Source organism: Planktothrix mougeotii LEGE 06226, assembly GCF_015207485.1.
Taxonomy (GTDB): Bacteria; Cyanobacteriota; Cyanobacteriia; order Cyanobacteriales; family Microcoleaceae; genus Planktothrix.
The window spans coordinates 1-22,996 of sequence record NZ_JADEWU010000040.1 but is presented as its reverse complement, the minus strand read 5'-3'; the positions used below and the strand labels follow the sequence as shown (position 1 = coordinate 22,996).

25 protein-coding genes are annotated in these 22,996 nt (G+C 39.4%); 11 read left to right on the top strand and 14 right to left on the bottom strand.

All coding sequences use genetic code 11. The annotated features are described in order from the left end of the window. Positions 1-160: 160 nt before the first annotated feature. On the top strand, positions 161-1,417 hold the full coding sequence (locus IQ236_RS16515; protein WP_193870306.1) for a hypothetical protein: 1,257 nt from the start codon (positions 161-163) through the stop codon (positions 1,415-1,417). Positions 1,418-1,446: 29 nt separating this feature from the next. Here IQ236_RS16515 and IQ236_RS16510 read toward each other — a convergent pair whose 3' ends face one another. Then, on the bottom strand, positions 1,447-2,262 hold the full coding sequence (locus IQ236_RS16510; protein WP_193870305.1) for a carbohydrate ABC transporter permease: 816 nt from the start codon (positions 2,260-2,262) through the stop codon (positions 1,447-1,449). Between the two features lie 277 nt (positions 2,263-2,539). Between IQ236_RS16510 and IQ236_RS16505 the strand changes: the two genes are divergently transcribed. Continuing rightward, positions 2,540-3,235 (top strand): aldehyde oxygenase (deformylating), encoded by a 696-nt coding sequence (locus IQ236_RS16505; RefSeq protein WP_190516983.1) that lies wholly within the window; start codon positions 2,540-2,542, stop codon positions 3,233-3,235. 128 nt (positions 3,236-3,363) lie between these two features. Further along, positions 3,364-4,389: a long-chain acyl-[acyl-carrier-protein] reductase gene (locus tag IQ236_RS16500; RefSeq protein ID WP_193870304.1), complete on the top strand. Its 1,026-nt coding sequence runs from the start codon at positions 3,364-3,366 to the stop codon at positions 4,387-4,389. A gap of 148 nt (positions 4,390-4,537) precedes the next feature. Here the strand turns inward: IQ236_RS16500 and IQ236_RS16495 are convergent, their stop codons facing one another. From IQ236_RS16495 to IQ236_RS16485, 3 genes are all read right to left on the bottom strand, one after another. Next, on the bottom strand, positions 4,538-5,008 hold the full coding sequence (locus IQ236_RS16495) for a DNA phosphorothioation-associated protein 4 (protein WP_193870303.1): 471 nt from the start codon (positions 5,006-5,008) through the stop codon (positions 4,538-4,540). 17 nt (positions 5,009-5,025) lie between these two features. Beyond that, a complete protein-coding gene (locus IQ236_RS16490; RefSeq protein ID WP_193870302.1) occupies positions 5,026-5,637 on the bottom strand; it encodes a hypothetical protein in 612 nt (203 codons plus the stop codon). Positions 5,638-5,783: 146 nt separating this feature from the next. Continuing rightward, positions 5,784-6,113 (bottom strand): nucleoside triphosphate pyrophosphohydrolase, encoded by a 330-nt coding sequence (locus IQ236_RS16485; RefSeq protein ID WP_193870301.1) that lies wholly within the window; start codon positions 6,111-6,113, stop codon positions 5,784-5,786. Between the two features lie 140 nt (positions 6,114-6,253). Between IQ236_RS16485 and IQ236_RS16480 the strand changes: the two genes are divergently transcribed. The 5 genes from IQ236_RS16480 to IQ236_RS16460 all read left to right on the top strand — a co-directional run bounded on the left by IQ236_RS16480 (position 6,254) and on the right by IQ236_RS16460 (position 11,037). After that, entirely contained in the window at positions 6,254-7,006 is a 753-nt protein-coding gene (locus tag IQ236_RS16480; protein WP_193870300.1) for a class I SAM-dependent methyltransferase, read from the top strand. 130 nt (positions 7,007-7,136) lie between these two features. Then, complete coding sequence (gene gltX / locus IQ236_RS16475; protein ID WP_193870299.1) at positions 7,137-8,585, top strand: glutamate--tRNA ligase; 1,449 nt, start codon at positions 7,137-7,139, stop codon at positions 8,583-8,585. A 20-nt stretch (positions 8,586-8,605) separates the two neighbouring features. Further along, complete coding sequence (locus IQ236_RS27805; RefSeq protein WP_228041678.1) at positions 8,606-9,781, top strand: CAAD domain-containing protein; 1,176 nt, start codon at positions 8,606-8,608, stop codon at positions 9,779-9,781. A 17-nt stretch (positions 9,782-9,798) separates the two neighbouring features. Continuing rightward, on the top strand, positions 9,799-10,296 hold the full coding sequence (locus tag IQ236_RS16465; RefSeq protein WP_193870298.1) for a hypothetical protein: 498 nt from the start codon (positions 9,799-9,801) through the stop codon (positions 10,294-10,296). A gap of 279 nt (positions 10,297-10,575) precedes the next feature. Then, on the top strand, positions 10,576-11,037 hold the full coding sequence (locus IQ236_RS16460; RefSeq protein ID WP_193870297.1) for a hypothetical protein: 462 nt from the start codon (positions 10,576-10,578) through the stop codon (positions 11,035-11,037). Between the two features lie 27 nt (positions 11,038-11,064). Here IQ236_RS16460 and IQ236_RS28225 read toward each other — a convergent pair whose 3' ends face one another. Together IQ236_RS28225 and IQ236_RS16450 are read right to left on the bottom strand one after the other, a co-directional pair. Next, complete coding sequence (locus IQ236_RS28225; protein ID WP_322744210.1) at positions 11,065-13,950, bottom strand: SUMF1/EgtB/PvdO family nonheme iron enzyme; 2,886 nt, start codon at positions 13,948-13,950, stop codon at positions 11,065-11,067. Between the two features lie 283 nt (positions 13,951-14,233). Next, the gene (locus tag IQ236_RS16450) at positions 14,234-14,914 is read right to left on the bottom strand and encodes a hypothetical protein (protein ID WP_193870296.1); all 681 of its coding nucleotides are present in this window, start codon (positions 14,912-14,914) and stop codon (positions 14,234-14,236) included. Positions 14,915-14,924: 10 nt separating this feature from the next. Between IQ236_RS16450 and IQ236_RS16445 the strand changes: the two genes are divergently transcribed. Beyond that, positions 14,925-15,221, top strand: coding sequence for a hypothetical protein (locus tag IQ236_RS16445; protein WP_193870295.1), 297 nt, complete (start codon positions 14,925-14,927; stop codon positions 15,219-15,221). 131 nt (positions 15,222-15,352) lie between these two features. On the opposite strand, the gene IQ236_RS16440 is transcribed toward IQ236_RS16445, so the two are convergent. The 5 genes from IQ236_RS16440 to bchI form a co-directional block, all read right to left on the bottom strand. After that, a complete protein-coding gene (locus IQ236_RS16440; RefSeq protein ID WP_228041677.1) occupies positions 15,353-16,000 on the bottom strand; it encodes a Uma2 family endonuclease in 648 nt (215 codons plus the stop codon). Between the two features lie 261 nt (positions 16,001-16,261). Then, complete coding sequence (locus IQ236_RS16435) at positions 16,262-17,521, bottom strand: aspartate aminotransferase family protein (RefSeq protein ID WP_193870294.1); 1,260 nt, start codon at positions 17,519-17,521, stop codon at positions 16,262-16,264. Between the two features lie 85 nt (positions 17,522-17,606). Next, positions 17,607-17,981, bottom strand: a complete 375-nt coding sequence (locus IQ236_RS16430; RefSeq protein ID WP_190517003.1) for a hypothetical protein — start codon at positions 17,979-17,981, stop codon at positions 17,607-17,609. Positions 17,982-17,998: 17 nt separating this feature from the next. Further along, positions 17,999-18,520 carry a crossover junction endodeoxyribonuclease RuvC gene (gene ruvC / locus IQ236_RS16425; RefSeq protein ID WP_193870293.1) on the bottom strand — a complete coding sequence of 174 codons (522 nt, stop codon included), beginning with the start codon at positions 18,518-18,520 and terminating at the stop codon, positions 17,999-18,001. Between the two features lie 123 nt (positions 18,521-18,643). After that, positions 18,644-19,738, bottom strand: a complete 1,095-nt coding sequence (gene bchI / locus IQ236_RS16420) for a magnesium chelatase ATPase subunit I (RefSeq protein ID WP_193870292.1) — start codon at positions 19,736-19,738, stop codon at positions 18,644-18,646. Between the two features lie 125 nt (positions 19,739-19,863). Between bchI and IQ236_RS16415 the strand changes: the two genes are divergently transcribed. Then, positions 19,864-20,328, top strand: coding sequence for a DUF29 domain-containing protein (locus IQ236_RS16415; protein WP_193870291.1), 465 nt, complete (start codon positions 19,864-19,866; stop codon positions 20,326-20,328). A gap of 35 nt (positions 20,329-20,363) precedes the next feature. Here the strand turns inward: IQ236_RS16415 and IQ236_RS16410 are convergent, their stop codons facing one another. The 3 genes from IQ236_RS16410 to IQ236_RS16400 all read right to left on the bottom strand — a co-directional run bounded on the left by IQ236_RS16410 (position 20,364) and on the right by IQ236_RS16400 (position 22,147). Continuing rightward, on the bottom strand, positions 20,364-20,573 hold the full coding sequence (locus IQ236_RS16410; RefSeq protein WP_193870290.1) for a type II toxin-antitoxin system HicB family antitoxin: 210 nt from the start codon (positions 20,571-20,573) through the stop codon (positions 20,364-20,366). Next, entirely contained in the window at positions 20,570-20,728 is a 159-nt protein-coding gene (locus IQ236_RS16405; protein WP_193870289.1) for a hypothetical protein, read from the bottom strand. Before IQ236_RS16405 ends, IQ236_RS16410 begins: the two co-directional genes overlap by 4 nt. Positions 20,729-20,917: 189 nt before the next feature. Then, positions 20,918-22,147 (bottom strand): molybdopterin molybdotransferase MoeA, encoded by a 1,230-nt coding sequence (locus IQ236_RS16400; RefSeq protein WP_193870288.1) that lies wholly within the window; start codon positions 22,145-22,147, stop codon positions 20,918-20,920. Positions 22,148-22,544: 397 nt separating this feature from the next. Here IQ236_RS16400 and IQ236_RS16395 point away from each other — a divergent pair, with 397 nt between their 5' ends. After that, complete coding sequence (locus IQ236_RS16395) at positions 22,545-22,808, top strand: hypothetical protein (RefSeq protein WP_190517014.1); 264 nt, start codon at positions 22,545-22,547, stop codon at positions 22,806-22,808. Positions 22,809-22,996 lie beyond the last annotated feature (188 nt).

The following is a 22,996-nucleotide window of genomic DNA, read 5'->3' as shown; positions in this document are numbered from 1 at the left end:
TATCGTAGGGGCGAGGCGCGCCTCGCCCCTACCGAGAAATTATAGTATTTTTTGGGATTAATCATCAAGTTTACTATTTTATACAATTCATTTATAATTGCTATACTATAGTTAGCAATAATTGTTTTTTATCCATTAAACACTCTACTAATTCTCGATTATGCTTGTATTTTTTATTCATGGTGTCGCTACCAGAGATGCTTGCTACTCATCAAATTTACAACAACTGATCAAAACAGAATTTAGTCACCGGGAAGAAAAGAATCCTCATTTTTATGCTAGTTTTTGGGGTTCTGCCTTAACGGATATGGGGAAAATATGGAATGGTATTGATGAAGATTTAGCAGCCGTTAAAAAGAAATATTCTAAAAGTGATAGTGAAGAGTTTTTTCGATATCGATCATTTAGAGAAGGCTTCTTTTCTCAATTTCTTGGAGATTTCTTTACCTATATGAATGCTGATAAGGGTCGAGAAGTTCGCAAAATAATCGCTCAACAACTCTATAATTTTATTAAGCAAAATCCTGATGATTCTGAACTTCATATTGTTGCCCATTCCTTGGGAACTGTGATTTTATGGGATGTTTTATTTTCTGATCGATTTTCAGCAAAAGACCCCGCTTTATCAATTCGAGCTATGATTCAAGAATTGGAAAATCAGACAGATGTACAACTTAAACATCAGGTTAATTTGAAGAGTATCACGATTATGGGTTCTCCCATTTTATTTGTTAACATGATGTTAGATGTACGTCCTGAAAAAGTTAATCAATTGGCTCATTCCTATTCTTCTGAACAGCCTTTAAGATGGCTGAATTTAATTCATGCTTCGGACTTAATTGCTTATCCCTTAAAAGCAAGTTTACATCTAGCTGAAAATAGTTGTCTGAAATTCAAAGATGAGTATTTATTAGAGGATGTTAACTTGGCTGAAAAAACAGCTAGAAGTTTAGGTCAAACTGACTTAGCGATGGTTTTAGGTTGTAGTGATGCCCATAGTAGTTATTGGAATTGTCCTCAAACTGCTAGATTAATTACTAATAATATTTTGAATCAACGAAAAGTGATTTTTCAAAATTTCTTAAAAACCGTAATTCACCATTTATCTCAAGTTAAAGGAATGACACCGATATCCGAAGTTATGGGAATCCAACTTATTAAGGGGATGACACCGATATCCGAAGTTATGGGAATCCAACTTAATTATCATAGCAAGAATATTCGGAAGGGAGATCTTTATTTAAAATTTCCTGATAAAAGTGGGAAAATTTATTTATATGTTAATGCTATTAACGTACATCATGTTTATGTCTTAGATAGTGATGATGAACTGCAATTCGGTGGTTATGTGGGTTGGATAGATCAGGAAGGGTTAATGAAAAAACTAGAGTTAATCAGGGGTTTGATTAACCGTTAATGGATATCATATCGCTTCTAAACTATTGCTTAATTCTTAATTCCAGTTGTGGCAATCCCGCGAATAAATTGTTTTTGCCCGATTAAAAATAATACAATTACAGGAATTGAGGAAATGACAACCGCCGCCATTAATAATGACCAACTGCTGGTAAATTGTTCTTGAAATTCAGCTAAAACTAACTGCACGGTTTTTAATTGGGGTTTAGTGGTAAATACTAGGGGTTTAAATAAATCATTCCATTCCCCAATAAAAGTAAATAAAAATAACGTGACCAGGGCAGGTTGAGCTAAAGGTAACATGATTTGCCATAAAATCTGCCATCGATTGGCTCCATCTAAGGCGGCAGATTCTTCTAACTCTACGGGAATTGTCAGGAAATATTGACGCAAAAGGAAAATTCCAAAGCCATTCACAGCCGTTGGTAAAATTAAAGCCCAATAGGTATTGAGCAGATGTCCCCACTTCAACACTAAAAAAATCGGAATCACTAATAACTGAAAGGGAATCACCAGGGTGGCGATAATGATTAATAATAGAGTCCGACGTCCGGGGAACTGTAATCGAGCTAAGGCGTATCCGGCTAAAGCCGAGGTGATGACTTGAAATGCGGTTACTCCTAAAGCCACTAACGTCGAATTAGCAAAAGCTAACAGAAATTTTCCTCGATGCCAAGCTTGCTGATAGTTAGCAACGGTGAACTGAGTTTCTCCAACAACGTTGGGAGTTGAGAAGGAAGTCAGCAACACCACCAATAACGGTAATAATACAACCCCAGCCCCAAGTAAAAGTAGACCCCAACTCAATCCAACTAATATTTTTTCCCCTTCAATTGCTGTTTTCATAAGTCAGTCATGGACTCTAATCCTAATGATATTCACTTCCCCTCTTAATTTTGCATCAAAGATCATCCCAGATTGAGAAAAACATCAATCAATTTGAGGTTGAACGACATCCCACGCTGAAAAGACGCGGGTTTTGTGCGAGAATCGCTATAAGCTTAATTAAGTAGTTTCTCAAAAAATAGACTCTCCAACCCTATCTTAAGGTTGCCCCAAAAAGGGGTAGGGAGTTTGTAAACTAGCTATAATAACTCATTTGCGATGAGGAGATTGTACATCTATGCCACAGCTTGAAGCTATTCCAGCGATTGACTTCCAATCGGAAACCTATAAGGATGCTTACAGCCGGATTAATGCCATTGTGATTGAAGGGGAACAGGAAGCTTACGACAATTACATCAAGCTGGGTGAAATGTTACCAGAGCATCAAGAAAATTTAGCGCGTTTGGCTAAAATGGAAATGCGCCATCAGAAAGGGTTTCAATCCTGTGGTCGGAATTTAGCCGTGACACCGGACATGGAATTTGCTCGTGAGTTCTTTTCTTCCTTGCACCAAAATTTTAAGGATGCAGCCGCAGAAGGTAAACTCGTCACCTGCTTGCTGATTCAATCTTTAATTATTGAATGCTTTGCGATCGCAGCTTACAACATTTACATTCCCGTTGCCGATGATTTTGCCCGCAAAATTACCGAAGGGGTAGTTAAAGATGAGTATCTGCACCTCAACTTTGGGGAAGAATGGCTAAAAGCAAATTTTGAAGCCTCCAAAGGGGAACTGGAAGAGGCTAACCGCCAAAACCTTCCGATTATTTGGAGAATGCTCAACGAAGTAGCCGATGATGCTCACGTTCTGGGCATGGAAAAAGAAGCCTTAGTTGAAGATTTTATGATTGCTTATGGGGAAGCTCTAAGCAATATCGGATTTTCAACCGGCGATATTATGCGGATGTCCGTCTACGGTCTAACCGCAGCCTAAAATACCCTGTGGATTTTAGAGCAAATTGATGGGAGCATTGGCAGACTGGAAGCGGAGAATGGTTTTCCGCCCGTCTGCGGCTTCTGACGTTAAAATCTAAAATCCATCTTAAAATTTACAGTTGAATCATGTTTGGTTTAATCGGTCATCTTACAAGCCTAGAACACGCCCAAGCCGTAGCCAGAGATTTAGGATATCCTGAATATGCTGACCAGGGGTTAGATTTTTGGTGTAGCGCCCCGCCTCAAATCGTCGATGATATCAAAGTCACGAGTATTACTGGTCAAATCATTGAAGGTAAATATGTGGAATCTTGCTTTTTACCGGAAATGTTAGCCAGCCGTCGAATTAAATCGGCGACTCGCAAAATTATTAATGCAATGGCTCATGCTCAAAAAAATGGCATTAATATCACGGCTTTAGGGGGATTTTCCTCGATTATTTTTGAAAATTTTAACTTAGAACAAATTAAGGAAGTTCGTAATATTAAGTTAGAGTTTGAACGGTTTACAACGGGAAATACCCACACTGCTTATATTATCTGTCGTCAGGTCGAAAATGAAGCGACAAAGTTAGGGATTGATTTAGCCAAAGCAACCGTTGCGGTTTGTGGCGCGACGGGAGATATTGGTAGTGCGGTTTGTCGTTGGCTTAACCGTCTGACAGAAGCCGGAGAATTGTTATTAATTGCCCGTGATAAGGAACGCCTAAATGCTTTACAGGAAGAATTAGGACGGGGCAAAATTATGGGGTTAGAAGAAGCCTTACCTCAAGCTGATATTATTGTTTGGGTTGCCAGTATGCCCAAAGGGGTAGAAATTGACCCCAATACGTTGAAGAAACCTTGTTTGCTAATTGACGGCGGCTATCCTAAGAATTTAGCCACAAAAATTCAACATCCTGAAATTTACATTTTAGATGGTGGAATTGTTGAACACTCCCTTGATATTGACTGGAAAATTATGAAAATTGTCAATATGAAGTTACCCGGTCGTCAACTGTTTGCCTGTTTTGCCGAATCAATGTTATTGGAATTTGAGAAAATTTACACCAATTTTTCTTGGGGTCGAAATCAAATTACCCTGGAAAAAATGGAACACATTGGCAATGTTTCTGTTAAACATGGATTTAAACCTTTAGCTTTACCGTTGTAAGGGGTTGGGAGGTTTAAAGCTTTTCAGGTCTTGCTTATTAACTTTTAATCTTAAGGGTTTATAAGCAAGCTAAACTTTTCCTTAGAAACAGACACTAATATTAATAATCAATTATCAATCAATTTTTCATCTATCTTAAGACAGAAATTTAACCCAGGAAACGACTTAAATCAAATTCGCCTTCCGGTTGATTGGGGCGATCGCGTTCTGCCATTAATATTAATAATAATCGATCTGAATAATCAACAGTCCCACGACATTCCTCTCGTAATATTTCTAACCCGCCATTGGCATATTCTTCAAAAATTAATGCTCGTTGTTCTTCGGCTTCGAGTTCAAAGGGAGATAAAATTTTAGGGTTTTGGGTTTCGGCGATCGCCACTAATTTAATCATAGCATCATATCCCCTAGAAATAAAAACTTCCATTGAAATCGGCCCAGGATCACGTTTAGAAAGTCCATCAACGGGAATTCGTTTTTTCCGTCGTTTTCCTAATAATGCAGCAAAAGCAATAACATCTGCATAGGTTTGAAACGGCCCGGTTTTGCCTTCAATTTCTGTCAGCGATCGCACTAATTCTGCTTTATCTTTCGCAATTCTAATTCGGGTTACTGCCATGAGAGTTAGAGTTAAGATTAACCATTATTTAATAAATCAGAATCACGTAATTTTTGTTTAACTTCATCCTTAAGAACCGCCATTTTTTTCTTTTCTCCTTGAATACTTTGAGGAATTCCTAGTGCTTTTGCTAAAGATTTAGTTCGATCTAAGGTTAAACGGTTGATATCGTTTAATTGAGTAATGGAAAAAGACTGTAATAATTTGATCACTCGTTTGCGATTTTCGGATTTTTGTCGAGGCGAAATCGGAAAAGATGGGGGTGAGGTTTCTGTTGAAATCGCAGGATTTTCTACAACTTCAACTGTTAATAGGGTCAAGGGTTTTTCCTCAACACTATTAGGTTGTTCTAAGATCAGGGGAACTTCTGTTTCCGCTTGGGGAAGAATCATAATTGGTTCAACCCCCACTCCTATTTTAACTATCTCCTCTGCAATAATGGTAACAACGGGTTCCGCTTCAGAGGTAGAGGGAGAAGGTTTTGGAGATAAATTAGATTTCCAATAAGCTTTCCAGAGTTCGCTGGCATAGATCGAAGGATACACCATTGACCACCCAACCAGTTGGGAATAAACAACAGGTAAGGTATAGGAAGCTTTTAACCAGGGTAGGGAATAATAAGTAAACATTAACCGATCTTGAATTAATTAAAATTGACGTTTTACTGATAATACCGCATTTTTTTGCAAGAGTACATCAGTCAAAACCCAGAACCTTAACCTGTTGTTTTTTCGGGTGATTTTTTTGGAATTGAAACTCAAGAGTCTTTCCAAATTTAGGCGATGGCTTCTGTCCAGAGTAATTTAATTTTGTGTTCAAAGCCTCCTTTTTCGGCCCGTTTATGATCTCGTTCTAATAAAATCCGTTCATTTTCAATTCCGTAACTTTCCATTAAAGCTTCTACCACTTCTAATAAATCTGCTAATTCATAAACTAATTCCTGATCAGAAGCTTGGACAACTTCTTGAGCTTCTTCCAGAATTTTATCCCGTAAAGCTTGACGATATTCAGTTTCCGATAATGTGGTAATATCACACTGATACCCTGATTTTTGAATCAGTTCGGGAATGCGATCACGCACTAATTTGTTATAGTCTCGACGCAAGGGATAATTCTCCTATAAAATATGGTGGAACAGGCATCTTGCCTGTTAAATATTAAATTGATCCTTTACCCAAAACCCATTTAAACGATTGCACCCATTCTTTCTAGTTTAACAACAATTTTCATCCAATGTAAACTACTATGAAACCTGTGTATCAATATTTATCCTTTATTATTTGTAGCGTTGCGGTGTTTTTGGGAGGATATTTACTTAACCCCTATCCCACTATCGCCTTAACGTCTGCTCAAGTTGCTCCCGTTTACGAATATCGCACTTTACATCATCCCGATGGTATTGGTAAATTTTATTTAGGTCGGGAAATTGCTCAAGTCATGGGTCATGAAGGCGCCCGATGGTTAGAACGTCCGAGTCGAGAAACCTCTGAACACCCTCAACAAGCGATCGCAGCCTTAGATTTAAAACCGACGGATAATGTGGCAGATATCGGCGCAGGAACCGGATATTTTACCTTTAGAATTAGTCCTTTAGTTCCCTTGGGAAAAGTGTTTGCAGTCGATGTACAACCGGAAATGTTAGCGTTAATTAATTTTGTAAAAACTCAGGAAAATATTCCAAATATTGAACCGATATTAGGAACAATTGATCATCCTAATTTACCTGAGTCTAGTCTTGATTTAGCACTAATGGTGGATGCTTATCATGAATTTCAATATCCCCTAGAAATGATGCAAGGTATTGTTAAAGCCTTAAAACCGGGTGGACGAGTTGTATTATTAGAATATCGTCAGGAAAATCCCTTTATTTTAATTAAAGAACTTCATAAAATGTCAGAAAAACAAGTTAAAAAAGAAATGGAAGCCGTCGGTTTAAAATGGCGAGAAACGCAATGTTTTTTACCTCAACAACATTTTTTAGTCTTTGAAAAACCTTAACCTTTAACTCGCTTTGGAGAAAATTTTGCGCGCAGAGGACTAAATAATGGTAAACTAATAATATCTGTGTATTTTCACAATCTACGGGGCAATCCTCCCCTGTTAAATTAAAATTGATATTGAATTGATTATGACTGTTAGAGTTCGTCTTGCTCCAAGTCCAACCGGAAATTTACATATAGGAACGGCTAGAACTGCGGTATTTAACTGGTTATTTGCGCGTAACCAAGGCGGTACATTTGTTTTACGGGTTGAAGATACCGACTTAGAACGGTCTCGCCCCGAATATACTGAAAACATCCTCACGGGGTTAACGTGGTTAGGCTTAACTTGGGATGAAGGGCCATTTTATCAATCTGATCGTTTAGAGTTGTATGGTCAAGCCATCCAAACCTTATTAGAAAAAGGGTTAGCTTATCGTTGCTATTGTACCCCAGAAGAATTGGATGCCATGCGAGAAGCCCAAAAAGCCAATAATGAAGCGCCTCGCTATGATAACCGTCATCGTCATCTCACCCCCGAACAGCAAGCCCAATTTGAAGCGGAAGGTCGTCAAGCAGTAATTCGGTTTAAAATTGATGATGATCGAGAAATTAGTTGGACAGATTTAGTTCGCGGAAAAGTCACTTGGAAAGGCAGTGATTTAGGCGGAGATATGGTGATTGCTAGGGCTTCTAATCAAGGTGAAATTGGGCAACCGCTTTATAATTTTGTCGTGGTTGTTGATGATATTGATATGAAAATTACCCAGGTTATTCGGGGTGAAGATCATATTTCTAATACGCCTAAACAAATTTTACTTTATGAAGCGTTAAATGCAGCTATTCCTGAATTTGGTCATACACCATTAATTTTGAATGCTGAGGGACGTAAATTATCAAAACGGGATGGCGTTACCTCAATTTCTGATTTTAAAACAATGGGATATACCCCAGAAGCGTTAGCAAATTATATGACCTTATTGGGTTGGACTCCCCCCGATGCCACTCAAGAATTATTTACTTTAGAAGAAGCAGCCAAACACTTTAGTTTTGAACGGGTGAATAAAGCCGGAGCCAAATTTGATTGGGATAAATTGAATTGGATTAATAGCCAATATCTTCATAAAATGCCCATTCCCGAATTAACAGCTTTATTAATTCCCTATTGGCAAGAAGCGGGTTATCAATTTGACTCTAATTCAGATCAACCTTGGTTAGAACAGCTTACGGCATTAATTGGCCCTAGTTTAACGACCTTAAAAGATGCCGTTGAAATGAGTCGATTATTTTTCACCCAAACCGTAGAGTTAGACGAAGAAGCAAAAACGCAATTGCAACAAGAAGGTGCGATCGCAATTGTGCAGGCAATTCAGGATAAAATAACCCAACAACGGGATCAACCCTTAACATCAGATGCTGCTAAAGCAATGATTAATAGTGCGATGAAAGAAACAAACGTCAAAAAAGGGTTAGTGATGCGATCGCTCAGAGCAGCTTTGATGGGAACAATGCACGGCCCAGATTTAATCGAATCTTGGTTATTGTTCCATCAAAAAGGGATTGATTTAATTCGTTTTCAAACTGTTTTACAGGGTTAATTTTTAACGAGGCAGATATCATGGCAAATTCTCCCAGATCTCGCAAATCATCCGATGCTAAAGGCAATTCTTCCCAATCTAAAAAACCTAAGCCTACCGTGAATTCAACACCCGCCCAAGCATCTGAAGCAGAAACGGGAGTTGATTCCCCCCTATCCCCATCTTCAGAACCTCCGGTTGCTGAAACTCCCGTTGAGGAGTCTGTCACCCCAGCAGAACCCATCACGGATGAAGCAATTGTAGAGCAGGTGCTTGAAGAGTTACCCCCGGTGGAAGAACCGACATCGGAACCTGTAGCTGAGGAACCTCCGGTTGTGGACGAACCGACACCGGAACCTGTAGCTGAGGAACCTCCGGTGGAAGAACCCACATTAGAACCGATAACTGATCAAGCGATAGTGGAACAGGTTCTCGAAGAGTTACCGCTTGTAGATGAACCCACGCCGGAACCTGTCGTTGAGGAGCCTGTAGCAGTGGAAGAACCCACGCCGGAACCTGTCGTTGAGGAGCCTGTAGCAGTGGAAGAACCCACACCGGAACCTGTCGTTGAGGAGCCTGTAGCAGTGGAAGAACCCACACCGGAACCTGTCGTTGAGGAGCCTGTAACTGATGAAACAGTCGTGGAACAGGTTATTGAAGAGTTACCTCCAGTCCTTGAACCGACACCGGAACCTGTGACGGATCAAGCGATCGTGGAACAAGTTCTCGAAGAGTTGCCTCCGATTGTTGAACCCGAACTTGCTGAACCTCAACCCCAATGGGTTAATACTTCAGCAACGGAGGTTTTATTCAATGCTGAACCCGTGACAACCCCTGCGACTAAAGTTGAGGTGGTTATTGATTCTCCAACTTCATTCTCTTATGATTCTGTTAACCAATCCTTACAACCTATGAAAGAAGAAATTCTCGCGTTTTTATCTCAACTTCCCGAAAATTTAGGAGGTTTCTTTAAGGAATACAAGCGTCCTTTAACCACTGTGGGTTTATTAATTGCCCTGTTAATTACCTTTAAAATTTTAACAGGATTAGTGGAAATTATTAATGAAATTCCTCTAATTAAACCTACGTTTGAAACCGTTGGTTTGGGATATTCTGCTTGGTTTATTTATCGTTATCTGTTGAAAGCAGAGACTCGTAAGGAACTCAGTGCCGATTTTAATACCCTCAAAGAAGAAATTCTGGGTAAAAAATCATAAATAAAACAGTTCCAACAATGACTAATGCAACTCTAAAACACTTAGCATTGGGCGTTGTGATGATGACGGTTGGGGGATTACTGCCTCGTACAGTTCAAGCTCAACCGTTTAACGCCGCATCCACCCCCATGTTTGAAGATATTACCCTAACTCCTCAGTTTAGGCCCGACCCGATGCTAATTCGAGGATTAAGTGGGGGGCCAGCTTTAGCAAAAGATATCGCCGGACGAGAAGATACTCAAACCGGGACTTGTCAGGGTTATGTGGATCAACAACCGGATCATACTTTAATTTTAACCAGTTTTTTTGATTATTTAAAACTCCAAGTCCAAAGTAGTGAAGATACGGTTTTAGTCATTCGAGGGCCTGGAGGAAGCTGGTGTAGTGATGATTCTAAAGATATTAATCCTAGTATTGAAGGTCAATGGTTATCGGGAAAATATGAGATTTGGGTGGGTTCTTATAAACCCAATACCTATCACCCCTATATCATTTCAATTACAGATAAACAATAGTGTTGGCTTAAACCTTTGTCACTCTAACGATTGCGATCGCCGCTTTAATTTTATAAGACAAAAACTGTGGGGGCTCAGAAACCGGGTTTCTTTAGCAATATTTCTGTTAAGCAGTCAAGATAACGGCAGAAACCCGGTTTCTCAATACAACGTAGGTGATCAGAAACCGGGTTTCTTTAGCAATATTTCTGTTAAGCAGCAAAGGTTACGGCAGAAACCCGGTTTCTCGATACAACTGTGGGGGCTCAGAAACCGGGTTTCTTATCCTATCTTTCTATTATGCAGCAAAGGTTACGGCAGAAACCCGGTTTCTCGATACAACTGCGGGGACTCAGAAACCGGGTTTCTTATCCTATCTTTCTATTATGCAGCAAAGGTTACGGTAGAAACCCGGTTTCTCGATACAACTGTGGGGGCTCAGAAACCGGGTTTCTTATCCTATCTTTCTATTATGCAGCAAAGGTTACGGCAGAAACCCGGTTTCTCGATACAACTGTGGGGGCTCAGAAACCGGGTTTCTTATCCTATCTTTCTATTATGCAGCAAAGATTACGGGAGAAACCCGGTTTCTCGATACAACTGCGGGGACTCAGAAACCGGGTTTCTTTAGCAATCTTTCTATTATGCAGCAAAAGTTATTGCAGAAACCCGATTTCTAACAAAACCCACCCCCTGAAAAAAAAATTTTTAAACGCGCTGACGCGCGAAAAGGGAAGAAGGGAAAAGAAGAAAGAAGGGTAAAGGGCAAAAGGGCTAAAGGACAAAGGGCTAAAGAGTCCACGCAGGCGGGAGGGAAACAACACGAAATCCGAAGTACCTGTTCCGACTGACCGGCACGTACCTGTAACGATAGGCACTGCGACAAACCCAGGGATTGCCGTAACACGAACCACCGCGAAGCACCCGGTATTGAGTATTTCCGCCCGACTCCCAAACACTTCCATCATCTGGCGCACCAGTATAATTTTCATGCCAAGGGTCGGCGCACCATTCCCAGACGTTACCGTGCATATCGTATAATCCAAAGGCGTTGGGCTTCTTGAAACTACCGACATCGGTGGTTTCCGCACAATTACCGCCATAATTAGCTAAATCGGCTGTAATTGTTTCGCCAAAATGGAAAGGACTTTCAGTTTTAGCACGACAGGCGTATTCCCATTCCGCCTCAGAAGGTAAACGATAGGTTTTACTTGTTTTTTGGGAAAGTCGCTGACAAAATTCTTGCGCTTCGTGCCAAGTTACACTATCAACGGGTCGGTTTGCGCCTTTAAAACTAGAAGGATTATTTCCCATAATAGCTTCCCATTGAGCTTGAGTAATGGGATATTTTGCCATAGAAAATGCAGCAATATTAACTGGATGTTGGGGATATTCGTCGCTACTCGCATTTGCTTCATTTTGAGCCGCACCCATCATAAAGGTTCCCCCAGGAATTGATACCATTTCTAAACTGATATTATTGCCTAAATCCTGTTTAAAAAATTCAGCCCGACGGCGTTCTCGTTTGGTTTCCTTTCCTTGGGCGTTAACAGTAATGACATCAAATTCAAATTCCTTTTGGCGACGGCGTTTTTCGGCTTCTTCCTGACGTTTTCTTTCTTCCTCCTGACGGCGTTTTGTTTCTACTTCTGTTTGTTGCTGACGGCGTTTTTCATCCCAAACTCCTTGAGCAACATCCCGATTATGGGCAACTCCGGGTAAATTAGGATTGAGGGCGAGACAGGAATTATAATCTGCGATCGCTTTTTCGTACTCGCCTAATTTATAATAAGCATTAGCGCGATTGTTGTAAACTTCGGCATAATTGGGATTTAATCGCAAGGTTTGGTTATAATCCTCTATTGCCGCTTGATATTCTCCTAATTGCATATAGGTGAATCCGCGATTATAATTGGCATCGGGGGAATTCGGTTCAAGTAACAACACTTGGGTAAAATCATCAATGGCGGTGGTATATTCTCCCTGTTGACAATGGTTTTGTCCCCGTTGATAACAAGCTTGAACAATATTAACGCGGTGAGTTTCTCCCAAAGATTCTAACAAATTATTGATTTTTTCAATATAGTCTAAATCCTCAGCCATGACTACAGAATTAACTCTGTCCCATAATTCAGAAACCTCAGAAACCCGGTTTCTCAAAGAAACCGGGTTTCTTAACTTCAACCAATATTCAACAGAATTAATTAATTGATTTTTCGCCCAAGATTGATTGGGTAAATTGACTAAACCTTGTGCTAATTCTAGGATTAATTCAGGGAGACGGTGAGAACTTTCTGCTTCTAGGATTTTGTAGATTTGTTCATAGCCAGAAATGACCATCCCTATTACTGAATCTGCAACTTCTCCCTCTGGGATATTCTGAGTTAAATCTGGGAGTAATTGCGGTAATAAAGGCGTGAAATCATGGAGAAACAAATGATGAGTGTCAGCTATCCAACCTGCGACCAAACAATGACAGGTGATTAAAAACTGGTACAAATCTTCAAAATGCTTGCTATTAATTTTATAGTGAATTTCTAACTCATCATCGTCTATTCCCTCCTCTCGTAAACTTTGTTCTTCTTCCCAAATTTTGAGATTAATTTCATTATCCCCGCCCCGTTTATCAATATCAGCTTGGGTTTTTCCCAGTGCTAATAGTTTGTCTTTTGTAACTTTCCATTTGCGGGCGCGAGTTTTAGCAGAATTATATAAAATATCCCGATAGGAGAGTTGAGAAATAATCGTTTGATAGGAAAAATCAGGCTGTCCTGTTGTCCAATAAGCGATTCTGAAATTGAGATAATCTCCATCAAATTCCGACTCTAATATTAATGTCGGTTCTGATTGTAGCATCCCGAATAAAGCTTTAATACTGGCTTCACTATGAAAACGTTTACTTTCCCAAGCGCCTGCTAAAAATTCTATCAATCTTCCCTGTTGAGAATACTGATCAAAAAAATCGCGCATTTTTTGATTTATAGTTAATTCAATATCGGGGAAATTTTGCGGGGTGGTGGCAAATTTTTCAAACTGAACTTTAGGGGGAGCGATAAAAACCCGCAGGGGAATTAAACTTTTATTACTGTAGGATTCTAAAATTTGCGCCGGAGGTAAGGTTAACGGCCAATTAGCAAAAATTTTCTGAACTTCTGCTTGGTTATGAGCAACTTTTAGGGCGGTTTCCCGTTGATATTCAGCAATAATTAATTGGGTTTCTCGATTATATTGGGCTAATTCATTTTGCAGTTTTTCTTCCTGTTCAAAACGCCAGCGTTGGAACTCTATATTGCTTTTATGGATGGCTAAATTAACGCTTTGGATATATTCTTGGAGTTCCTTTTGAAATTCTCGATTTTTTTGATTTTCGATATATTGTGATTGAATCTGTGCTAATTGAATTTGTTGTTGTTTTTCCGCTATTTCGGCATTATTAGCAACCTGGACACATTGTAATTTGTACTGTGCTAATTGAATTTGTTGTTGTTTTTCCGCTATTTCGGCTTGAACTTGTTGTCGTTTTTCCTCCATTGCGACATTGTTCGCAACTTGAATAACCGTATTTCTGGCTTGGGTATCAGCTATGTATTTTTGAGGAAGAAATACAGATTCAAACCCTCTCTTGATTTTATCCCACAATCCCATTTTCGCATCTCCTGGTAATAAGCGTGTCATGAGTTAATCTCCTGTTAATAAATTATAGGGTTTATCTTTATAATCAACCCCTGAAATCAATTTTGGGGTAGTGAGGTGTTCACGCCTCTAAGCCCTGAAGGGCTTACTACTCGTAGTGAGTCCTTCAGGACTCTCAGTTTTGGGGTAGTGAGGTGTTCACGCCTCTAAGCCCTGAAGGGCTTACTACTCGTAGTGAGGTGTTCACGCCTCTAAGCCCTGAAGGGCTTACTACTCGTAGTGAGTCCTTCAGGACTCTAAGCCCTGAAGGGCTTACTACAATGGACTAACCTGGACTAGAGGTGTTAAAAACTAACACTGTTGCCGCCCAAATGGGTGTTTTTCCTTCAGCAAAAACCGCCCCATCTAAGGTATAAGCATGACCTTTTGTATCAACCCAACCAATACATTTATCATGGGCATCATAGACCTTCATATCAGCGCCTAAATGCCCCATATAATGGTGGCTCGTGTTATAAAATTTTTGCCCCTCAATATGTCCGGCTTGTCCGCCACTATCCCAATAAACATCACCATCTGCATAAATATGAACGCTATTAGAATCTCCACTTTGTACATAATTAAACGTTTGCATTTCGGAAAAGGTAGACATTTGTTGCGAGTGATATTCTATGCCAGAATTGTGATAGGATTGATCAGGGGTTGAATAGTCGGTTTGTGCGGGCTGCTGATAAGGATTAAACTGTTCTAACTCCGCCCCATTGGGATGTAATTCTGGAGTTTGAGGGTCAAGGTCAGAGATAAAAGACGAGTGTAAACCTTGATAATATTCTCCATGTCCACCTAAGTTAGAGATATCAAAATGAGGATGATGGGGGTCGTGGCTATGGAAATCAGGTGCAGAGGGAATCTGTTGTTGATGGGGGTCAATTCCTAAAGATTGTATTAAATTATTAAAGATAGAATCCAGGTTATGCTCGTCGCCATTGTCGAGAGGATTATTCATAGAAAAAAGCATGGGAGTGTGGAAACTCAGCGTCTTCAGACCTGAGAGGAAACACGACTCAGGGGAATTTATTCCCCGTGAATATTGGATTGGGAATCGACAAAAATTTTTGTATTTGCCGATTCCCGGTTTTTTTGGTATTTCTACCACACCTATTGCTAGGGTGAAGTTAGCTTCGCCAATGTTATCGGTCGGTAACTATCTCAAAAGCACTGTTTTACCCCTCGTAAAACTGTTTAACTTTCGAGTTCCAGAGCAACGGACTAGCTACGCATCCATTGGTGGGTTCTTTAACGCTTGCCGATAACGTAGTCAGTTAAGACTTAGGCTGGTCAGCTATCCAAAGAGGAGGCATGAAGCCCCGTCTCTTCAGAGCGGGGTGCTGACGGCTATGATCCAAAATATTTAACTTTGTATTATAACGTAGTCATCATTTATTTAACAAGGAATGAACTGTCTAACAAAACTTCTAAAGGCTTTTAACGTTGCGGTTTCTCCGTCGATTAAACTTTGACGAATATATTCGGGAATGATTTCTAAAGGTAGCCAGGGAAAATGTAAACTTTGAGTGACTTGCTGATAAGATTGAGTCGTTTGATCTAAAATAAAAACTTCTAGTTTTCTGCCATTATAGCACCACAGTTCAGGAACTCCAAAGGCTGCATAAATCGGACGTTTATCTAAAGAACTGCTAGTGATATCAATTTCTAAAACTAAATCGGGTGGGGGGTCTGATGCTAAATCAATATTCTGTTTATGTCTAACTAACGGTTCATTTTCTAAATAATAACAAGAATCCGGTTCTGCACCTTTTAAGACTTCTTCTCGTTTTAATGTTAAAGAACCCATTTTTTTAAGATTTAGGTTTAATTCATCTGCAATTACTCCGATTAAACACTCAATAAACCGATTATTATTTTCATGTTCTCCTAATGGAGTCATAATTTCTAATACTCCCTGATCATAATATAAACGAGCCGAGCGATTATTTCCTAAATCGGTTAATAAATTGATAAACGTTGTCCAACTTACCTGCTTTAACAGGGTGCGTTGTTCGGGTAAAAGTAATGTTGTTGTTGTCATCATAGGTTTACCTCCATCCATTTATTATAACAATACATGAGTTATTCAGCTAGGCTAGAACTTTTAATCCCATGAATAAAATTTCCTGGAATTTTATTTAAGTCATTAATATAATAATCAAGGCGATCAATTTTTAAACGATGTAATCCATTCTATATCGCTATCGGATTAAAAAAGCCAAGGATTTATTAAAAATTTAGCTTGAACCCTAAAATATTCCCTACTCTTTTTCAATTTAAGAAATAAGAATAGGGAATTTTACACTTAAGCGGTTAACTGTTCTAACGCTTTTTCAACTGCTTGTAACGCTGTATTAACTTCCTCCTCGGTCACAATTAAAGGAGGTACAAACCGTAACACCTTCGGGCCAGCAGGAACTAATAATAATCCCGCTTCCATTGCCACTTTTACCACTTCTGGAGAGGTTAATTCCACATCTTGTTTTAATTCCAAACCATTAATTAAACCCCAACCTCGGACTTCAGCAATTAAATTCGGATATTTTTGAGCAATTTCTGTTAATTTGCTGCGAAGTTGTTCACCTCGTTTTTGTACATTTTCCAGAATATTTTCTCGTTCTAAGGTTTGACAAACTGCCAACGCCACCCCACAAACAAACGGATTTCCGCCAAAGGTAGACGCATGACTTCCGGGTTCAAAAACATCACAGAAGGCTTTACACATCATCGCGCCAATGGGAATTCCACCCCCCAAACCTTTCGCCGAAGTGAAAATATCGGGTTCAATTCCTAAATTTTCATAACCCCATAATTTGCCACTGCGACCCATGCCAACTTGGACTTCATCTAATATTAATAGAATGCCTTTTTCATCACAAATTTGACGAATTTTTTGGAAATATTCAATATTCCCAGGACGCACACCCCCTTCTCCTTGCAGTGCTTCTAACATAATCGCGGCAACCCGTCGTCCGTCTTGATCAACTTCGGAAATTGTTGCTTCTAAAGCTTCAATATCATTATAAGGAATATAAACAAATCCGGGGACTAACGGACTAAACCCTTTTTGATATTTTGGTTGTCCGGTCGCCGTAATTGTTGCTAACGTGCGACCATGAAAACTGGCATGGGCGGTTAAAATAACCGGGTCTGTAATATTTAATTTTTCATGGGCATATTTCCGGGCTAATTTAATCGCGCCTTCGTTAGCTTCGGCCCCAGAATTACAGAAAAAAGCTTTATCTGCACAGGAATGATCGGTTAACCATTTGGCTAATTCTCCTTGCACGGGAATATAATATAAATTAGAAACATGGTGCAAAGTTTTAATTTGCTTTGTCACCGCTTCAATTAAAGCAGGATGGGCGTGTCCCAGGGTACAAGTTGCAATTCCGGCGACAAAATCCAAGTATTCTTTACCCTGTGTATCCCAAACCCGACACCCTTCTCCCCGCTCTAATGCAATGGGAAAACGAGCGTAGGTATTCATGACATGAGAATTAAAGTCATCAATACTAAAATGATTGGTAACAGGGGGTTGTTTCACTAAGGTTTCTGGACTCACAAATCACTCCTGAACTCGGTTGGTGTTTGATTCTCAATTTTAGGGTAAATTTTTCAGTTTAGGGGGTTGTTTTGTTAGAAGATCCCTATAATTTATATTCTAAGGGTTCACAAAATTCATTAATTCCCGATTTTACCGCATAAAGAACAACGGGAGTAATTAATAATGCAGGACATTGATTTTCTGCAATTAAAGATTCTACCATCGCTTTAATATTGCCTTGAATTAATTCTTCTCGGAGGTCTTTATTACATAAACTCACGCGATATCGTTTCGCTAACCCATCTAACCAATTTTCCGAAGTATCGGGTAATTGCCCAACATGAATTGCCATTTCTATAGCCGCATCTTCGAGATCTCCTTCACAATCTTCAATTCGATCTAAAGCTTCTAAAGCAACAGAATATTCAGCCAGTTGTGAGCGAAATTGAGCAATTTCTTGAGACGTTAGAATAATCATAACTAACTCGTTAAACTTCAGGAACTTAATGGGTATTGAAACATGATATCAGGATCAAACCAAGCGGTTAGGGCAACGGCTAAAGCATCAGCAGCATCATCCGGTTTCGGAATTTCTGTTAAATTCAGTTCCCGTGCAACTGCTTGCTGAACCTGATATTTATCCGCATTGCCATGTCCTGTCAAAGCCTTTTTAACTTGACCCGGAGTAAACTCAACTAAGGGAATCTGATGTTGAGCTAAGACTAATAATAACACTCCTTTTGCTTGAGCAACAGCAATAGTATTTGCCATGCGATAAAAAAACAGCTTTTCAACAATCGCTAAATCCGGTTTAATATGAGTTAATAATTGGTTTACATCATCATAAATAATACATAACCGTTTCCCTAATTCCGTTTTTGCGGGTGTTTTAATGACCCCAAAATCAATTAAAGAAACCGCTTCTTGTTCCTGAGTTTTATCATTAATTTGACACTCAATAGCCCCAAATCCTAATATTGCCAAACCCGGATCAAACCCTAAAATTATTTTTTTCATAAAGCGAAATAGCAGCAGGATAATGAACGATTCAGGAACATAACCATCATTTAATATCCTAACTGCCTTAGCTACTGCTCTAACTCTTACACTGATAACTGATAACTGATAACTGATAACTGATTATTGTTCTTCAGGTAAACCAAATACTTGACGGAAAACCTTCTGCACTTTAAAACCAGAATCAATGGTTTCTAAAGGATCTTTCCGCAAACGATGACGTAAACATAAAGTAATTACCCGTTGAATATCATCAAGGGTTACTTCTGTACGTCCTTCCAATGCTGCTAAAGCTTTTGCAGCCCGGTTACTAACAATATCTCCCCGTAAACCATCCACATCTAATTCTGAACAAACTTGGGAAATTTTGACCCGTAAATCATAATCTATTTGCACAGAAGAAAGAAGGGTTTGAGCCTCTACAATTTTATGTTGTAATTGGTGTTGATCGTTAAGATGATTTTGTAAAAAAACTTCAGGATTTTGATCAAAAGAAGTTCGTTCTTCAACAATTTTAACCCGTAAATTCGGCTCTTTTACCGTTCTAATTTCGGCGTGCATTCCAAACCGATCTAATAATTGCGGACGTAACTCCCCTTCTTCCGGGTTTCCAGAACCGACTAACACAAACCGTGCGGGGTGACGAATAGAAATCCCTTCCCGTTCAACGGTATTCCAACCACTCGCCGCCGAGTCTAACAATACATCAACCAAGTGATCATCGAGGAGGTTGACTTCATCTACATACAAAATTCCCCGGTTAGCCTTAGCTAAAAGTCCCGGTTCAAAGGCTTTTACCCCTTCCGATAAGGCTTTTTCAATATCAATTGTCCCACAAACCCGATCCTCAGTAGCGCCTAACGGTAAATCCACCATCGGGACTTTTTTGCGAGATACCGGAACATCCTGATGCTGACTCAACCGTTCCCGCACGTTATCACTCATCAATTCTGCGTCGGTGGGATGGCTATTAAACGGGTCATCCGCAATGACTTCAATTTCCGGGAGTAAGTCGGCTAAGGCGCGAATGGTGGTTGATTTCCCCGTCCCGCGATCGCCCATAATCATCACACCACCGATCTTGGGATCGATAATATTTAAAATCAGAGCCAGTTTCATTTCTTCCTGGCCGACAATTGCGGTGAAGGGAAAAACAGGACGACGAGCCAGGTTGACCGTTGTTTGTGTATCTGTTGGCGTGACGACAGTTGAACTCACAGTTTACTCTCAATTTCTAAATATTACCGTAATTTATTTTTGCACATTCAGGGGACAATGGATTCAGTGCTCGGTCAAACTTCAGTCATTAAAAATTATTTCATTTTTATTTAATCTTTTTAAAAATGCTTAAACATCTCTATGAAAAAGATTTCCAACTTTGGATTCAACAAACTATTGAACAGTTACAACAGCAAAATTTTACCGCTTTAGATGTGGAACATTTAATTGAGGAGTTAACCGAGTTGGGGAAATCGGAAAAAAATCGTCTTGAAAGTAATTTAATGGTCTTACTCGCCCATTTACTCAAGTTAATGGTTCAACAAGATGCACCGGAAATGATGAAAGCAAGTTGGTATAATTCCGTTGATGAACATCGTCAGCGTGTTCAAAAGCAACTGCAACAAACTCCTTCATTAAAATCCTTTTTCACCACAGCTATTCAAAACGCCTATATTGATAGTCGTCGGTTAGCGATTAAAGAAGGAAAACGCGCTCAATTTGGAGTTCGTATTCCTCATGAAGAAGAATATCCAAAAGTTTGTCCGTTTTCAATTGAACAAATTTTAGATGAAGATTTTTATGGTTAAAATTACTAACTAATAAACCGATTTATGAAGATCAACTAGACTTTAATTGTTAAAGGCTTAGGAAGTTCTTTTCCTCTGGCTTGATAATCTTCAATTAAAAGTTCTAATACTTCTTGACCACTTTTTAAAGCTTCTTCGTAGGTTTCCCCGTGAGTATGAGCATAAGGCCCAAATTCAGGTAAACTCACTACATATTTTTGATCTGCTTCTGACCATTGAATTAAAATACTATATTGAAAGTTCATTGTTCATATTCATAAACTAAAGCACCTAAGACATTCAAATAGTCTTTCTCATCTTGACTTAGTTTCCCTTTATCTAATAATTTATCGATAATAGTTTGAGTCAATTCTAATTCTTCCTCAGACGTTATGGGACGCGGAGGAAAATTTGCAAGCAATTTAATGTAATCATTAGAAGCTAACATTTTTAAATGAGTGTAACCTGGATCTTGTAGTTGGGTCAGGTGCGTGCGCGGAGCTTACGCACCCTACGGATAAAATCAGACTTTTAGATGTTTGTCAAGTAGTTTTTACTAAAAGTTGAAAAGTTGAGAGATTAGTGTTAAGTTCTTTGTAATATCCAAAAATTAGCGAACTTTCAACACCTGAACGAAATCACCTGCTTTAACTTCAGATTGACCAATGGGTAAAACCGCTAACCCTGTTGTTTGTGCTAGATTAATTAAATTACCTGAAATCTGACTTCCCGGTGCTAATTGAAATTCATATTCACCCTTGACTAATTGTAATTGACCCCAGAAATAAATTTCTCGTTTCCCTCCTCCTTTTAACTTTTGAAGCGATCGCGCTTTCACAAATTCAGGTTGCCAAAATTGCGGTAATAATCCCGATTTTTTCTTGATGACAGGTTGCACAAATCGCCAAAATGTAACTAACGCTGAAACCGGATTTCCCGGTAAACCAAAATATAGACAATGGGGAAAACTCGCAACGGTTAACGGTTGTCCGGGTTTAATTGCTACGGCTTGGATATGAATAGTTCCGCCTAATTCGGTTAAAATTTCCTCAACATAATCATAATCTCCAACCGAAACGCCCCCCGTTGATAGGACAATATCGGCTTTTTCTAGGGCGTGAGCGATCGCATTTTTTAACACCTCTCGTTGATCAGGGATAATGCCAAAAGAAATCGGTTCAGCCCCTAAATTCGCCACCACCGTTGCTAAAGCATACTGATTAGAATCTACTAACTGTCCCCGCTTCAACGGTTCATCTGGAGTCACTAATTCATCTCCTGTTGATAATAACGCCACCCGTAACCTTCTATAAACAGGAATATGGGTACATTGAGCCGCTGCTAATACTGCAATTTCTGGCGCTTCTAAGGGAATTCCAGGTATTAACAAAGGTTCCCCAGCTTTATAATATGATCCTTGATAGCGGATAAAGGCATGGGGTTCTGGAGCAGATAGAATTTTTACTCGATTTCCTAGCCGTTCTGTCTCTTCTTGAATCACAATTGTATCCGCCCCTTTAGGTAAACAAGCTCCTGTAAAAATTCGCGCCGCTTGTCCGGTTTTAATTGTACATTGGGGAGCATATCCGGCTGGAATTTCTTCAATAATTTCTAATTCTTGAGGATGGTCTATCGAAGCATTCACCACATCTTCATATCGCACTGCATACCCATCCATTGCCGAATTATCCCAATGGGGAAAATCTAATTGACTGACTAAAGGTTGAGCTAAAACTCGTCCAGAGGCAGTTAATAAACCGACAACTTCTTGATCAGATTCACCATCGAGAGGTTGTGCTAAATTTAATAGAATTGATTCAGCTTGGTCTACAGGTAACATTCTGTTTTCTCCCGATAATGAAGGCAATATTTTAAAGGATTTTATTGCTATAACTCTGAATATTATCCCATTCTAAGAGAATTTACACCCAGGAAGAGGAGAAAGGGCGCGAGGAGATGGATCATCTTCAACCGTCAACAGCCAGTAGGAACGGGCGATGGCGTGTCTCTACACCGTCAATTGTCAACAGTAAACCCCCTCTGCTTCCCATTTTCCGTGACACAGATCACAAAAATATACGAAATTGATCATCGTTCTTGCCCGTTAAATATCACTGAAATTAATTACAATATCGATCATAATTAGACCAATCTCAGGTGAACAGCGAATACATAAAGCCAACTTCTGAGTTTTACAATATAAAGTTTATAAACTCCCTCGCTTTAATGTAACTCCTATGAAACCAAACCGTAGCAAAAGTATCATTCCTGATCCGCAAGATTGGATTACAGAGCATTATGTGTTGGCAAGTTTTGCCCATACGTTGAGTACGCTTAAGCATCTTTTAGGGGATGAAGAGACTCAAGCCGATCCTGAAATTTCCTATACTCATGAAGGAGAATTAGTGATTGGCACTGAAACGATCAATCTTTTAAAAGAAAGCTATGGAGATGATCATTGGCGTTATCTCGAAACTTATCTTTCAGCCTGTAAATTTTAAATCAACTAAGATTCCGAATTGAATTTCCAGGGAAAAACACTGCCACAGAAACCTGAAAAAACCTGGCAATTTCTTCTATTTGTCGCTTCATAATATCTCGTTGTCCATTTAAAGCATCCGATACAATTCATTCTGTTTTAACAATAAAAACCCATCCCCTCATCCCCTCATCCCCTCATCCCCTCATC

What these genes read in the sequence shown, in the direction of transcription:
- IQ236_RS16505 (WP_190516983.1), top strand. Translation starts at nt 2,540, where the DNA reads ATGCCACAGCTTGAAGCTATTCCAGCGATTGACTTCCAATCGGAAACC.
- IQ236_RS16440 (WP_228041677.1), bottom strand. Translation starts at nt 16,000, where the DNA reads ATGATGACAACAACAACATTACTTTTACCCGAACAACGCACCCTGTTA.
- IQ236_RS28225 (WP_322744210.1), bottom strand. Translation starts at nt 13,950, where the DNA reads ATGACACGCTTATTACCAGGAGATGCGAAAATGGGATTGTGGGATAAA.
- IQ236_RS16445 (WP_193870295.1), top strand. Translation starts at nt 14,925, where the DNA reads ATGGGAGTGTGGAAACTCAGCGTCTTCAGACCTGAGAGGAAACACGAC.
- IQ236_RS16495 (WP_193870303.1), bottom strand. Translation starts at nt 5,008, where the DNA reads ATGGCAGTAACCCGAATTAGAATTGCGAAAGATAAAGCAGAATTAGTG.
- IQ236_RS27805 (WP_228041678.1), top strand. Translation starts at nt 8,606, where the DNA reads ATGGCAAATTCTCCCAGATCTCGCAAATCATCCGATGCTAAAGGCAAT.
- IQ236_RS16415 (WP_193870291.1), top strand. Translation starts at nt 19,864, where the DNA reads ATGCTTAAACATCTCTATGAAAAAGATTTCCAACTTTGGATTCAACAA.
- IQ236_RS16480 (WP_193870300.1), top strand. Translation starts at nt 6,254, where the DNA reads ATGAAACCTGTGTATCAATATTTATCCTTTATTATTTGTAGCGTTGCG.
- IQ236_RS16395 (WP_190517014.1), top strand. Translation starts at nt 22,545, where the DNA reads ATGAAACCAAACCGTAGCAAAAGTATCATTCCTGATCCGCAAGATTGG.
- IQ236_RS16510 (WP_193870305.1), bottom strand. Translation starts at nt 2,262, where the DNA reads ATGAAAACAGCAATTGAAGGGGAAAAAATATTAGTTGGATTGAGTTGG.
- IQ236_RS16400 (WP_193870288.1), bottom strand. Translation starts at nt 22,147, where the DNA reads ATGTTACCTGTAGACCAAGCTGAATCAATTCTATTAAATTTAGCACAA.
- ruvC (WP_193870293.1), bottom strand. Translation starts at nt 18,520, where the DNA reads ATGAAAAAAATAATTTTAGGGTTTGATCCGGGTTTGGCAATATTAGGA.
- IQ236_RS16410 (WP_193870290.1), bottom strand. Translation starts at nt 20,573, where the DNA reads ATGAACTTTCAATATAGTATTTTAATTCAATGGTCAGAAGCAGATCAA.
- gltX (WP_193870299.1), top strand. Translation starts at nt 7,137, where the DNA reads ATGACTGTTAGAGTTCGTCTTGCTCCAAGTCCAACCGGAAATTTACAT.
- IQ236_RS16430 (WP_190517003.1), bottom strand. Translation starts at nt 17,981, where the DNA reads ATGATTATTCTAACGTCTCAAGAAATTGCTCAATTTCGCTCACAACTG.
- IQ236_RS16465 (WP_193870298.1), top strand. Translation starts at nt 9,799, where the DNA reads ATGACTAATGCAACTCTAAAACACTTAGCATTGGGCGTTGTGATGATG.
- IQ236_RS16515 (WP_193870306.1), top strand. Translation starts at nt 161, where the DNA reads ATGCTTGTATTTTTTATTCATGGTGTCGCTACCAGAGATGCTTGCTAC.
- IQ236_RS16450 (WP_193870296.1), bottom strand. Translation starts at nt 14,914, where the DNA reads ATGAATAATCCTCTCGACAATGGCGACGAGCATAACCTGGATTCTATC.
- IQ236_RS16500 (WP_193870304.1), top strand. Translation starts at nt 3,364, where the DNA reads ATGTTTGGTTTAATCGGTCATCTTACAAGCCTAGAACACGCCCAAGCC.
- IQ236_RS16460 (WP_193870297.1), top strand. Translation starts at nt 10,576, where the DNA reads ATGCAGCAAAGGTTACGGCAGAAACCCGGTTTCTCGATACAACTGCGG.
- IQ236_RS16490 (WP_193870302.1), bottom strand. Translation starts at nt 5,637, where the DNA reads ATGTTTACTTATTATTCCCTACCCTGGTTAAAAGCTTCCTATACCTTA.